At 33.7% G+C, this 11,737-nt stretch carries 15 protein-coding genes; 13 read left to right on the top strand and 2 right to left on the bottom strand.

Going from position 1 to position 11,737, the window contains the following annotated elements:
- Positions 1-76: 76 nt before the first annotated feature.
- The gene (gene abc-f / locus AC1RPG_RS03995; protein WP_481762188.1) at positions 77-1,537 is read left to right on the top strand and encodes a ribosomal protection-like ABC-F family protein; all 1,461 of its coding nucleotides are present in this window, start codon (positions 77-79) and stop codon (positions 1,535-1,537) included.
- 236 nt (positions 1,538-1,773) lie between these two features.
- Entirely contained in the window at positions 1,774-1,917 is a 144-nt protein-coding gene (locus AC1RPG_RS04000) for a hypothetical protein (protein WP_409022043.1), read from the top strand.
- Positions 1,918-1,982: 65 nt separating this feature from the next.
- On the opposite strand, the gene AC1RPG_RS04005 is transcribed toward AC1RPG_RS04000, so the two are convergent.
- Positions 1,983-2,501: a TetR/AcrR family transcriptional regulator gene (locus AC1RPG_RS04005; RefSeq protein ID WP_481761601.1), complete on the bottom strand. Its 519-nt coding sequence runs from the start codon at positions 2,499-2,501 to the stop codon at positions 1,983-1,985.
- A 188-nt stretch (positions 2,502-2,689) separates the two neighbouring features.
- Here AC1RPG_RS04005 and AC1RPG_RS04010 point away from each other — a divergent pair, with 188 nt between their 5' ends.
- The 4 genes from AC1RPG_RS04010 to AC1RPG_RS04025 all read left to right on the top strand — a co-directional run bounded on the left by AC1RPG_RS04010 (position 2,690) and on the right by AC1RPG_RS04025 (position 5,754).
- Complete coding sequence (locus AC1RPG_RS04010; protein WP_481761600.1) at positions 2,690-3,307, top strand: NAD(P)H-dependent oxidoreductase; 618 nt, start codon at positions 2,690-2,692, stop codon at positions 3,305-3,307.
- A gap of 157 nt (positions 3,308-3,464) precedes the next feature.
- Positions 3,465-4,049, top strand: coding sequence for a sugar O-acetyltransferase (locus tag AC1RPG_RS04015; RefSeq protein WP_481761599.1), 585 nt, complete (start codon positions 3,465-3,467; stop codon positions 4,047-4,049).
- Positions 4,050-4,164: 115 nt separating this feature from the next.
- Entirely contained in the window at positions 4,165-5,082 is a 918-nt protein-coding gene (locus tag AC1RPG_RS04020) for an amidohydrolase family protein (protein WP_481761598.1), read from the top strand.
- Positions 5,083-5,754, top strand: a complete 672-nt coding sequence (locus tag AC1RPG_RS04025; protein WP_481761597.1) for a putative quinol monooxygenase — start codon at positions 5,083-5,085, stop codon at positions 5,752-5,754.
- A 119-nt stretch (positions 5,755-5,873) separates the two neighbouring features.
- Here AC1RPG_RS04025 and AC1RPG_RS04030 read toward each other — a convergent pair whose 3' ends face one another.
- On the bottom strand, positions 5,874-6,239 hold the full coding sequence (locus AC1RPG_RS04030) for a DUF805 domain-containing protein (RefSeq protein ID WP_481761596.1): 366 nt from the start codon (positions 6,237-6,239) through the stop codon (positions 5,874-5,876).
- Positions 6,240-6,464: 225 nt separating this feature from the next.
- On the opposite strand from AC1RPG_RS04030, the gene AC1RPG_RS04035 reads away from it, so the two are divergent.
- The 7 genes from AC1RPG_RS04035 to AC1RPG_RS04065 all read left to right on the top strand — a co-directional run bounded on the left by AC1RPG_RS04035 (position 6,465) and on the right by AC1RPG_RS04065 (position 11,618).
- Positions 6,465-6,680 carry a helix-turn-helix transcriptional regulator gene (locus AC1RPG_RS04035; RefSeq protein ID WP_481761595.1) on the top strand — a complete coding sequence of 72 codons (216 nt, stop codon included), beginning with the start codon at positions 6,465-6,467 and terminating at the stop codon, positions 6,678-6,680.
- A gap of 1 nt (position 6,681) precedes the next feature.
- The gene (locus tag AC1RPG_RS04040; protein WP_481761594.1) at positions 6,682-7,119 is read left to right on the top strand and encodes a hypothetical protein; all 438 of its coding nucleotides are present in this window, start codon (positions 6,682-6,684) and stop codon (positions 7,117-7,119) included.
- A gap of 34 nt (positions 7,120-7,153) precedes the next feature.
- Positions 7,154-7,858, top strand: a complete 705-nt coding sequence (locus tag AC1RPG_RS04045) for a hypothetical protein (RefSeq protein ID WP_481761593.1) — start codon at positions 7,154-7,156, stop codon at positions 7,856-7,858.
- Positions 7,859-7,919: 61 nt separating this feature from the next.
- Positions 7,920-9,671 (top strand): DNA helicase RecQ, encoded by a 1,752-nt coding sequence (recQ, locus tag AC1RPG_RS04050; protein WP_481761592.1) that lies wholly within the window; start codon positions 7,920-7,922, stop codon positions 9,669-9,671.
- 20 nt (positions 9,672-9,691) lie between these two features.
- Entirely contained in the window at positions 9,692-10,153 is a 462-nt protein-coding gene (locus AC1RPG_RS04055; RefSeq protein ID WP_481761591.1) for an ASCH domain-containing protein, read from the top strand.
- Positions 10,154-10,157: 4 nt separating this feature from the next.
- Positions 10,158-10,538 carry a VOC family protein gene (locus AC1RPG_RS04060; protein ID WP_481761590.1) on the top strand — a complete coding sequence of 127 codons (381 nt, stop codon included), beginning with the start codon at positions 10,158-10,160 and terminating at the stop codon, positions 10,536-10,538.
- A 135-nt stretch (positions 10,539-10,673) separates the two neighbouring features.
- Positions 10,674-11,618 carry a Gfo/Idh/MocA family protein gene (locus AC1RPG_RS04065; protein ID WP_481761589.1) on the top strand — a complete coding sequence of 315 codons (945 nt, stop codon included), beginning with the start codon at positions 10,674-10,676 and terminating at the stop codon, positions 11,616-11,618.
- Positions 11,619-11,737 lie beyond the last annotated feature (119 nt).

Below are 11,737 nucleotides of genomic sequence, written 5' to 3' on the forward strand. Positions count from 1 at the left end.
TTTTTGTAGAATCAAATGGATAGTTTAGCGGTCGACCTCACAAAGAAATGAGGTAATTACTATAGGAACAATACAAATTAAACAATTAAGTTTTCAATATGATGGACAATTAGCACCAATTTTTAAAAATGTTGATTTACAATTAGATGCCAGCTGGAAGTTAGGTCTAATTGGTAGAAATGGTCGCGGAAAAACGACTTTATTTAGAATTTTACAAAATCAATTACAGTACCAAGGAAAGATTAGAACAGATTTAGAATTTCAGTATTTTCCTCAAACAGTTGTTAAACCAGAAGAGTCAGTGTGGCTGGTTATCAAGAGTATCACAGACTTACAAGACTATGATCAGTGGCAAATTTTAATCGAATTAGATAAACTTGGACTATCTGAAAAATTATTGACGGAACCATTTAATCAATTAAGTCCAGGACAGCAAACTAAGATATTATTAGCCAGCTTATTTGTTGGCGAAGGTAAATTTCAATTAATAGATGAACCGACTAATCATTTAGATGAAAACGGTCGAAAAATTATTTCTGATTATCTAAGACAAAAACAAGGATTTATTTTAATCAGTCATGATCGTTATTTTTTAAATAATATTATTGATCATGTTATTTCAATTGATCGCGCTAAAATCAGTCAATTTAAGGGTAATTATAATACGTGGGCTGACGAAAATACGTCACGAAATAATTGGGAATATAATGAAAAAGAAAAATTACAACATGATATTAAACGATTAGAAGGTGCTTCACGGAAAAAATCGGGTTGGGCTAATCAGACTGAGGCGAAAGTATCTGGTGCGACAGACAGAGGATTTATTAGCCACAAGGCAGCTAAATCTATGAAACGGGTACTAAGTATTAAAAAACGTGCCGATAAAGCAGTAGAAGAGAAAAAATCTTTACTTAAGAATATTGATGTGGCAGATCTTTTAACGTTGAATTTTGAAAAATTAGTGTCAGATAAGACTTTACTAGAGGTAATTGGCTTATCAGCATTTCGTAAACAATTGCCGGTAAATAAACCGGTAGATTTTAAATTAAAGATGGGAGAGCGCGTTATTCTTCAGGGTGAAAATGGTTCTGGTAAATCGAGCGTTATCGCTGCTATACTAGGTCAATTAAAGTATCAAGGGCAATACAAATTTGCAACACCTTTAAAAGTGAGCTGGTTACCGCAAAATTTTGATGGTTTATCTGGTTCTTTACAAGAATTCGCTGCAGAAAAAAATGTTTCTTATTCTTTAATGTTGGATACATTAAGAAAACTTGGTTTTGAACGTTATGAATTTGATAAAGATATCAGTCAAATGAGCATGGGCCAAAAGAGAAAAGTGGCTTTGAGTCGTTCGTTGGTTGAACCAGCAAATATATATATTTGGGATGAGCCACTTAATTATCTAGATGTTATCACGCGTCAACAAATTCAAGATGTTATTCTGGCTTTTCAACCACCGATGTTAATCATTGATCATGATAAAGAATTCGTTGAAAAGGTTGGAACAAAATTCGTTGAGATTGAACATTATTAGTGAATGGTTAATTAAAGGCATCCAATTTATACGTCTATTGATATCAAGATAGTCGTAATGATATACTGTTAAGAGCATAGTTATTTTAACTGTATACTGATTAGCGGGGCATACAGAATTAAAATCGACGTAAGTTGAATAATAAAAGATCAACTTTATTTGAAGGCATGTATTCATAATATGAATCTTTAACTTTGAAAGAAATTGTTAATTAATAGAGCAAGGAGGAAACATTAATGGCTGATAAAGCAAAGACTGATAGAGATAAAATGCTAGAAATTATCAAAAAGAAACAAACTGATGGCGGAAACTTCAATAAGAAGGCTACTGCTAGAAATGATCGTACTAAAATGCGTAAGGGTCCTAAGATTTTTAAATAGAGGTTTAGACTTAGCTCAGATAAATATCTGGGCTATTTTTTTAATCATTAAAATCTAGCATACTTTTACTGAATCAATTCCAATATATCTGCAGTAACTTCTTCAGCTGTAGCAGGACTACCACTACTAATCCATTGCAACATCGTTCGTAGAACGCCACCAAGAATGAACGTTTTTTGAGTATTATTTAGCCGACTGATACTAGGCGTATCTTTAAGAATCTTTTCAAAATAAGTATAAAAAGAATCTTCCAATAAATAAACAATATCATTTTTAATTAGGATATCCATAAATTCAGAATCATTATGCCAATAGTTAAAAGCTAGCTTGAAAATGTTTTTCAAACTAATTTCTGTTTGATTGGACTTGAGTTCGGCGTAAAACTGGTCAAATAAGTAATCGGACCGAGTTAGTAAAATCGCGTCCTTATTTTCAAAATTACGATAGAAAGTCAGCCGGGCAACTCCGGCTTTTTTTGTGATTTCAGTTATTGTGATTTCTTGATAAGATTTTATTTTTAATAAGTCAATTAAAGAATCAATAATCAAATTTTTACTTAATTTTGCTTGGTTATTTTCCGTCATTTTTTATATCTCCTTGAAGTGTAACAAATAACACGATTTTGTATCTTGTAAATCACGCGATAAATGATTAATATAAGTGTAACAAATGTAACACTTATAGCAAGAAAGATAAATGACACTTGAAGTATTTTATATAAAGTCATTAAAGTCGGAAAATTTATTAAACTAATTAAAAGAGGTTATTGAACATGAAAAAAATTTGTATTATATTTGATCATCCCTACACTGCAGACGCTGGATACAATGAATTGCACAATAGGAGTTATTCAGCGGCATTACTAGTTAGTGCTAAAGCAGCGTATGAAAAAGAGGGCTGTATTGTGGACGTAATTGATTTGCATAAAGATGGGTTTGATCCTGTAATGCACCAAGAAGACCTAATATCTTGGCGTAAGAAGATACCAACGGATTCTATGACGGCGAATTATCAAGAACGCCTCATGGCTGCAGATGAGCTTGTCTTTATTTTTCCAATCTGGTGGGAATCTATGCCAGCTATGATGAAGGGATTCTTTGACAAAGTTATTGCTAAAGGGATTCTTTATACAGAGCAGGAAAATAAAAAATTATTTAAAAATGAGATGGTTCATTTAAAGAAAGTTAAAATGGTTACAACTATGTCAACACCAGGTTGGATTTATCGAACTATCTTTGGAAATCCTGTGACTAAAATGGTATTTAGGGGAACATTCCGGAAGATGGGGTTTAACCAGTTGAAATGGTTTAACTTTGCTGCAGTTCAAGGAATGAAACTTGAAAAACGACAACAGTTGTTGAAGAAGTTTGAAAATAATATTGTGAAGTAAGAGGGTTCAACCTGATTGGGTAAATACAATTAGGTTGGCTCTTTTTTAATATCACTAGAACCGAATCTTTTGAATTTAGTTCAGTTAATTTAAGTAGTATAATACAATTGAATTATTAAGGAAGAAAAGGGCGTCAAATAGTGAATGGAGGGGCAAAATGATGACAGAACATGAAAAATTATTGGCAGGTCAAGATTATGATTATCGCGACCCAGAATTACAGGGTATGATTGCGGCGGGTAAAGAATTAGTCACTATAATCAATACGACAACTGACCTAGAGAAAAGAGCAACAGCAATTCACGAGTTGTTAGGGAAATCTGGGGAAGGACTCGTTATTAATGGTCAATTTAATACAGTTTATGGTAAACATATCACTGTTGGTGATGATGTTTTTATTAACGGTAATTGTACATTTCAAGATTCAAACAAAATCACATTAGGAGATCGTGTCATTGTCGCGCCAGACACGAAGTTATATTGTGGTGAACATGCATTAGATGCAACAAAACGTTTTGGAAAAAGACAAGATGGTAGTCGTTATTTAATTACTTATACTAAACCAATTACAATTGGAAACGATGTGTGGATAGGTGGAAATGTCACGATTATTGGTGGCGTTCATATTGGGGATAATGTGATTGTAGCAGCTGGTGCAGTGGTGACAAAAGATGTTCCTGACAATACAGTAGTGGGCGGCGTGCCCGCCAAAGTTATCAAACAATTAGAGCCATTAAAATAAGAAAATTTTTATATTAGGTGAGAGGAATGAGCAGGCTATTTTAGCATTTTTGCCTAGTATTAGATAATCAGCTAAATTAAAGAAACCTAAATTAGGTTGTAGGAGGGAAAAGTTAATGACAAGTATTGATGTTTTTGCACACGTTTTACCACCACATTTTTATAACGAGATGTTAGCTATTCAGCCGAACTTGCCAGAAAAAATGCCATTTATTAAACATCCCATATTGATTGATATTGAACAAAGACGCCTATTACGGAACAGAAATGTCCAACAAGTTATCTCAGCAGTCAACGTGAATCCTGAGGACTACGTAGGGCCAGAACAAGCAGCGGCATTATGCTGGCAAGCTAATAACGAAATAATTGAAATGGTTCAACAAAATGCAGACTTGTTTAAAGCGGGTATTGCAATGATACCTCTAAATAACATCGATGAAGCAACACGTATTATAAAAGAACAAGTGCTAAAAAATTCAGAATTAGTTGGCATTCAGTTATTTACGCGTGCCCTTGGAAAAAGTATTGCTGCAAAGGAATACCGGGTTATTTTTGAAATGGCTGCACAATTAAATATCCCAATTCTGTTACACCCAATTTTTGATGATCGTAAACCAGACAATAATATTATTTTTAGTTGGGAATATGAACTAGCGCAAGCAATGTTGCAATTAGTACAGTCAGGAATTTTTAATGACTATCCTACACTTAAAGTAATTGTTCATCATGCTGGGGCAATGGTGCCTTATTTTGCTGAACGAATTAACCATATTCTATCACCAGAACAGGCAGCTGATTTTAAACGTTTCTATGTAGATACTGCATTATTGGGCAATCCTAAAGCATTAGGGTTAGCAATTGATTATTATGGTGTTAGCCACGTACTGTTTGGAACTGATGCACCGTTAGGGATTGCGCCAGCTGGAGCAACGGATGCCATAATTGAAGCTTTAGATCAGTTGAATCTTTCGAAAGATGATCGAGCCCTGATTAATTATGGAAATTATAATCGTTTGATGGGATTGGGTGAATAAATGATAGAACTTAAGAATGCCCCATTATTAAGACTATTCAAACTTAAAATTAAGCTATCTGATCGTGAAAGATTTGAAAAAGCAGGGATGATTAATTTAACGACCTCAATTCAGCAAGAAAAAGGAACTTTGGCGATGTACAGTGTACATTTGGATGAGGCGGGTACTGAAAATATTGTGATTGAATCTTATCAAGACGAAGATCAATATCAAAAACATGCAAATTCGGCTCAATTTAAAATGTTTAGTAATATCGCATCTCAGGCAGTAATTGAAAAATCGATGATTAATTTATCCCCAGAATTACTGTTAGAAAAAACAACAGCCTTGCATGAATTGAAGCCTGACAGAGCTATACTCAAAGTAACAAGTATTGAAATAGAGCCGAATAGGGTTAAAGAATTTAGAGAAGTTTCATTGAATACTATGAAACAATCATTTGAAAATGAAGCAGGACTCTTAGTGACATACATTGCTTCTGTAGATGGAGATTTAAATCAATGGATTTTCGTTGAAATTTACCGGAGTGACGAGGATTACCAAGCTCATTTACAAACAATGAATTTTAAAAAATATGTAACAGAGACGAAAAAAATGGTGCTTAATAAACGAATAGAGACACCTGTAGCAGATGTTTTAGTTAATCAGGGTGGATTATTTTTTGAAAAATGAAGATAGAGCGGTAATCAAGTTAGTCGATTACAGTGCTATCTTTTTAATTTTCCGTAAACAAAAGAGGTGCTGATAAATTTTATCAGCACCTCTTATTAATAATCGAGTATCAATATAATTTAACCCCAGCGATTTGATTTTCTGGGTAAAACCATTAAAATAAAGAACCAAATACTACCGACTAATGGAACGAATTGGATTAAAATCCACCAACCAGAACGATCAGTATCATGTAAACGACGAACTGAAACAGCAAAGTTTGCAATCCAGACGATAAACATAACAATATTTCGACTTGTCATAAAAGTAAGTTCACTAAAATTATAAATCGAATCGATAGGATGGCCAACGAGTGACGTATAAAAATAAATAATAATTGCTCCTAGAATACTATTAATAATCGTAGGCCACCAATAGTCTGATCTATTCGATGTGTCAGAAAAATTAAAAATATTTTCCCAGAAATTTTTGTATGATTGAACCATATGCTTAATCCTCCTTTTTAAAACGTTTTATTTAGTTAAAAGACATCGTTAGATTATTAAATTAGTTAATCTGACGATGTTTATTTAATTATAGTATAAATAAATAGAAATTTATATTGATATGCTTGGTGCCAGAAATAATCAGCTAGTTGACTTAAGAAAATAATTATTATATTATGAAGTTAACTTCACATGAAGTATATTTCATATTGAAAGGTGTTCATTATGCAAAATAAAGTTAAAGAATACAGAACTAAGCTTGAATTAACACAGGAACAGTTAGCTGAGAAAGTTCAAGTTTCTAGTCGAACAATTATCTCACTTGAAAAAGGTAAATATAAGCCATCTATAATGTTGGCCTATCGTTTGAGTTTATTGTTTGATTGTCAGATTGAAGCGTTATTTCAGCTAAAGGAAAATTTAGAGATGGAGGAGAATTAAAATGAAAATCTATAGTTATCGACATTTTTTTGTAGGTTTATTTTTTATGTTTGTGGGGATTGCCTCAATTTGGATAATGAACTTAGATTTTAAAGATGCTTTTGATTGGTCAAAATTGATTAGATCATTTATTAATGTTGTCTTATCATTTGGAATTGCGGCCTATCAATTTTATATAACTTTTTCTAAAAAAGGACTGAAAGAAGAACAGCTGGAGAATGTGGATGAACGAAATAAGTTAATTGATCAGTCTGTGAACGCAATGATTGGAAAAATTATGAATAGCATGATTTTAATTCTAGCGTTTGGGTTTATCATTTTGTGGGCATTTCTAAAAGTAAGTACGTTATTATGGATTGGTGCACTACTTTTCTTTTTGTATACGAATATAATAATCATTTCAATAATATTAGCGATATACTACGAGAAAAAGCTTTAATAATAGAGGCGTAACAGGTTAGGAGATTTTTGGCATGAAGAAAAATATGTTAATATCAATCGGTTTTTTGATGGTAGTTTTTTTAGGTATCTTAGGATTTAAAACATTAATTCAAGTTAAAGATACACAACCGGCTAGTTGGGCAGAAATCAGTCGAATTCAACCGACAGAAAATATAAAATTAACCCAAAAATACAAAATTAACGCAGGAACAAATGGCTTACCAGTCCAAGCAAAAATAGTCGTCGGTGGTGATGCTATATTACCGCATAAAAATTATGCTACACCCGCTGATTGGACCATTAAAAAAGGGTCCAAAGATGCATCAAATATGAAAGTTGTATTTAATCTTAAAAATTCGAAAGTACGTGGCACTAAGGTACAATTAAATACGTCAGATGCGTATTCTGGAGGACCAATGCCTGCCACGGTTCCAATTGAGATTGGACAAATTCAAGGCAAATTACAAGAAGAATATGGTCATTTTAAGGAAACGGCAACTATTGAAATTGGAGATAACACTTGGTATCTAAGCGTTATCCTTGAACCTAAAGTTAATTCAATTCACTATCTTTATTATCGAATTGAAGACACAAGTAGTGTTAGTGATTCGACAATTGTCGTTGATTATATGACTAAACTTAGGGCAGCTCAACAAAATCCCGCGGGACTAATGAATGATTTGGGTGATGTTGAAGCGGTCATTAAAACACTTTCTAAAACATCTGTGGCGTCTTAACCTATGCTATAATTTAAAGACATAGAATTATCTGAGAAAATGAGCAAAGAGAAAGGATTATATGAATCCACAATCAGTTTTAAAAGAAAAATTTGGGTACGACAATTTTCGCCAAGGTCAAAAAGAAGTTATTGATCGTATTCTAACGGGTGAAGATGTTTTAGCTATTATGCCTACAGGCGGCGGAAAATCGCTATGTTACCAAATTCCAGCACTTATATTAGATGGACTAACGTTAGTGATATCTCCTTTAATTTCTTTAATGAAGGATCAAGTTGATGCTTTAAATGAAAATGGCATTCCAGCAACCTTTATCAATAGTACGCTAGATTACACGGAGGTTCGTGAACGCTTTAATCAAGCTGCTCGTGGTGAAGTTAAGTTACTTTATGTGTCACCAGAACGATTAGATTCTGATGGTTTTATGGCAGATTTAGCGGAATTAAGAATTGATCTTGTCGCTATTGATGAAGCGCACTGTATCTCACAATGGGGGCACGATTTCCGTCCTAGTTATTTACGCTTAACGGAAACGATTCAACGTTTGAATTCGAATCCGACGATTATTGCATTAACAGCGACAGCGACAACTCAAGTAGCTGCGGATATTATGCAACGATTATCGATTATACATGAAGTTAAAACTGGGTTTTCACGTGAAAATTTAGCCTTCCAAGTCGTTAAAGATCAAAATAGTGATCGTTTCTTACTCGAGTATTTAAAGGGACAGAAACAACAATCTGGTATTATTTATGCAAGTACGCGTAAAGAAGTCGAACGGTTAACGAAATTAATAAAAAAAGCTAAGATTAAAGTGGCGATGTATCACGGCGGGTTGCAAGAAGATGAACGTCGTCAGAATCAGGAAGACTTCTTGTACGATCGTGTTCAGGTAATGATTGCGACGAATGCATTTGGGATGGGAATTGATAAAAGTAATGTTCGATTTGTAATCCATGATCAGATACCTGGTAGTTTAGAAGCTTATTATCAAGAAGCCGGACGTGCTGGACGAGATGGCTTGCCAAGTGAAGCAATTTTACTTTTTAATTTAAAAGATGTTCAGATTCAACATTTTTTCATTGACCAATCTGAAATGGATGATGTTAATAAAAAACATGAGTATTTAAAATTACAAGAAATGACGCAATACGCAAACACGCAACAGTGTTTACAACAGACAATTGTGAATTATTTTGGCGATGAAGCACCAGAATGTGGCCGTTGCGGCAATTGCTTGGATACACGAGATGCACAAGATATTTCGATTGATGCCCAAAAGGTTTTATCATGTGTAAAACGGATGGGTGAACATTTTGGTAAAGGGTTAGTCGCACAAGTTTTAACAGGTTCAAAAGTCCAAAAGGTGATGCAGTTTAGATTTGATGAATTACCTACGTATGGACTGATGAAAGATCAATCGCAGAAGGAAGTTTCTGGATTGATTGATTATTTAGTTGCGTCAGGTTTTTTACAGGCTTCAAGCGGCCAATATCCGGTTCTGCAACTTGCTGCAGAAGGAGTTGGCGTCTTAAAAGGTGAAACTAAAGTTACACGTAAAATGGCTGTAAAAGTTAAACAAGCATTACCTGAAGATAATGAACTATTTGAAGAATTAAGACAATTACGTCGCGAATTAGCAGAGGAACAAGGTGTACCGCCATTTGTTATCTTCTCTGATAAAACGTTATATTCAATGTGTGAGGTTATGCCGGAAACGTTAACTGATATGTTGGATGTTAAAGGTGTTGGTGAAAGTAAATTGGAAAAATATGGTGAGTTGTTCTTAGATATATTAAACGCAGAAGATTAAATTCTTGAAGGAGAGTTCATATGACAATTTATGAGTATTGGCAAGCATTTAAAAAGGCAAATAAAATTGAACATGATAATTATGATGCATGGTCATTTGGCGTCACTAAGAAAGAAACGTTAGAATTAGGTAAATTAGTTTTAGATGGTCTTAAAACAGGGACATCGTCAGCTTATAATTTATATTTTGATGAAGAACCTTTACCAAAAGTTGGCGATTACAATGTCATTGTTGATTATAAAGATAATCCAATGGCGATTACGAAAACAATAAAAGTTTATGTGACACCATTTAACGAAGTTACAGAAGAGCATGCTTTTCTTGAAGGCGAAGGCGATAGAAATTTAGCTTATTGGCGAAGTGTTCATCAATCTTTTTTTGAAGAAGAATTAGAAAGTGTTAATAAGACATTTGATGAGACAATGCCAGTGGTTTGTGAGGAATTTGAATTAGTTTTTCCGATTGAAACAACGGAGGTTTAAGCAAATGAAAATCGAACACGTTGGTTTATGGGTAGAAAATCTTGAAGCAATGCGTGATTTTTATGTGACTAATTTTAAGGCAACTTTTGGTGTGCGTTATGACAATGGGACTAAAGGATTTTCGTCATACTTTTTGAGCTTTCCAGATGGTCAAGCAAGATTAGAAATTATGACGAGAACGGATATTACAGATCGCTATCCTGATGGATTTGGTTATGCACATTTAGCCTTTTCTGTTGAGAATCATGTGACCGTTGATCAAATGGTGATTGATTTTAAAAAATCTGGAATAGAAGTTGTTAGTGGCCCTCGGACAACAGGGGATGGCTATTATGAAGCAGTCATTTTGGACCCTGAAGGAAACAAAATTGAACTTGTAGGTTAAAAAATAAGATTGAATCACGAGAAGGTCACCCCGGAAATGGGGTGACCTTTTTGAGTTTGAAATTTAATTTGGTGCATACTGTATGAGTCGGCTATAATTAATGAAAACGGTTAAATAGAAATGGAGATAAGAACAATGAATTTTGGAATTATTGGTTACGGTAATATTGCAAAGCGATTTTATGAAAGTATTCGATATACAAAAAATGGACAAGTTACAGCAATTGGATCAAAGTCATTATTTAATGACGATGTGTTTAAAGCGAATAATCCAGATATAACCATTTATGATTCATATCAAGCTCTTTTAGGCGATGATTCGATTGATGGCGTTTATATCGCATTGCCACATATGTTGCATAAAGAGTGGTCACTAAAGGCGTTGAAGCTAAATATTCCGGTATTTTGTGAAAAACCGGCTGTACTAACAACGACAGATATGAAAGAAATTGAATTAGCTTCAAGTGAAAATCAAACCTTATTTGTTGAAGCGTTTAAAACAAAATTTAACATCGGTATGGATCATTTAAAACAAGATTTAGCTTCAATCGGACCCATCCAAACCATGTCAGCTAACTTTTGTTCTAATGCCATTCCATCTCAAAAAGCAACTTCATATTTACTTCAAAAAGGACAGGGTGGTGCTTTGAACGATATCGGTACTTATCCAATTGGTTTTGTGTTAGAAATTTTAGGTTCAGATATTTCGCATATTGAATCAAAATTAGACATGCATAATGGGATTGATGAAAAATTTTCAGCAACGATACATTTTGAAAAAGGCGCTCAGGCACTCATTGAAGGCGCAATAAATGAAGCTAAACCGCGAGTTGCGATTATTGTTGGGCAACAAGGTCGTATCGTTATTCCAATGTATAATCGAATTGAAAAATATACGATTGAATTAAATGATGGACAAAAAATTAATCGGGACTATAGTATCGTTGGAGATGATATGACGCTTGAAATTCAAGCTTTTATTAATCTAGTTGAAATTGGTGCAAAGACTTGTGAGCGACATAGCCTACAGGATACGTTTAATATTATTCAGGTTATTGAAAAAATAAGGCAAGGTGAGTAAGCCTTTAAACTAACTTTGACAGCGCTTACTATATTTGATATACTTAATTTGTCAAATAAGGGCTGTAACTGATTCGATCAGGCATTACCTATTGATAACTATTTGTTTAGTTATCAATA

The organism is Dellaglioa sp. CoH-57-MRSF-18 (genome assembly GCF_056781995.1).

Coding starts and splice junctions, on each gene's coding strand:
- AC1RPG_RS04000 (WP_409022043.1), top strand. CDS start 1,774: ATGGCTGATAAAGCAAAGACTGATAGAGATAAAATGCTAGAAATTATC.
- AC1RPG_RS04005 (WP_481761601.1), bottom strand. CDS start 2,501: ATGACGGAAAATAACCAAGCAAAATTAAGTAAAAATTTGATTATTGAT.
- AC1RPG_RS04010 (WP_481761600.1), top strand. CDS start 2,690: ATGAAAAAAATTTGTATTATATTTGATCATCCCTACACTGCAGACGCT.
- AC1RPG_RS04015 (WP_481761599.1), top strand. CDS start 3,465: ATGATGACAGAACATGAAAAATTATTGGCAGGTCAAGATTATGATTAT.
- AC1RPG_RS04020 (WP_481761598.1), top strand. CDS start 4,165: ATGACAAGTATTGATGTTTTTGCACACGTTTTACCACCACATTTTTAT.
- AC1RPG_RS04025 (WP_481761597.1), top strand. CDS start 5,083: ATGATAGAACTTAAGAATGCCCCATTATTAAGACTATTCAAACTTAAA.
- AC1RPG_RS04030 (WP_481761596.1), bottom strand. CDS start 6,239: ATGGTTCAATCATACAAAAATTTCTGGGAAAATATTTTTAATTTTTCT.
- AC1RPG_RS04035 (WP_481761595.1), top strand. CDS start 6,465: ATGCAAAATAAAGTTAAAGAATACAGAACTAAGCTTGAATTAACACAG.
- AC1RPG_RS04040 (WP_481761594.1), top strand. CDS start 6,682: ATGAAAATCTATAGTTATCGACATTTTTTTGTAGGTTTATTTTTTATG.
- AC1RPG_RS04045 (WP_481761593.1), top strand. CDS start 7,154: ATGAAGAAAAATATGTTAATATCAATCGGTTTTTTGATGGTAGTTTTT.
- recQ (WP_481761592.1), top strand. CDS start 7,920: ATGAATCCACAATCAGTTTTAAAAGAAAAATTTGGGTACGACAATTTT.
- AC1RPG_RS04055 (WP_481761591.1), top strand. CDS start 9,692: ATGACAATTTATGAGTATTGGCAAGCATTTAAAAAGGCAAATAAAATT.
- AC1RPG_RS04060 (WP_481761590.1), top strand. CDS start 10,158: ATGAAAATCGAACACGTTGGTTTATGGGTAGAAAATCTTGAAGCAATG.
- AC1RPG_RS04065 (WP_481761589.1), top strand. CDS start 10,674: ATGAATTTTGGAATTATTGGTTACGGTAATATTGCAAAGCGATTTTAT.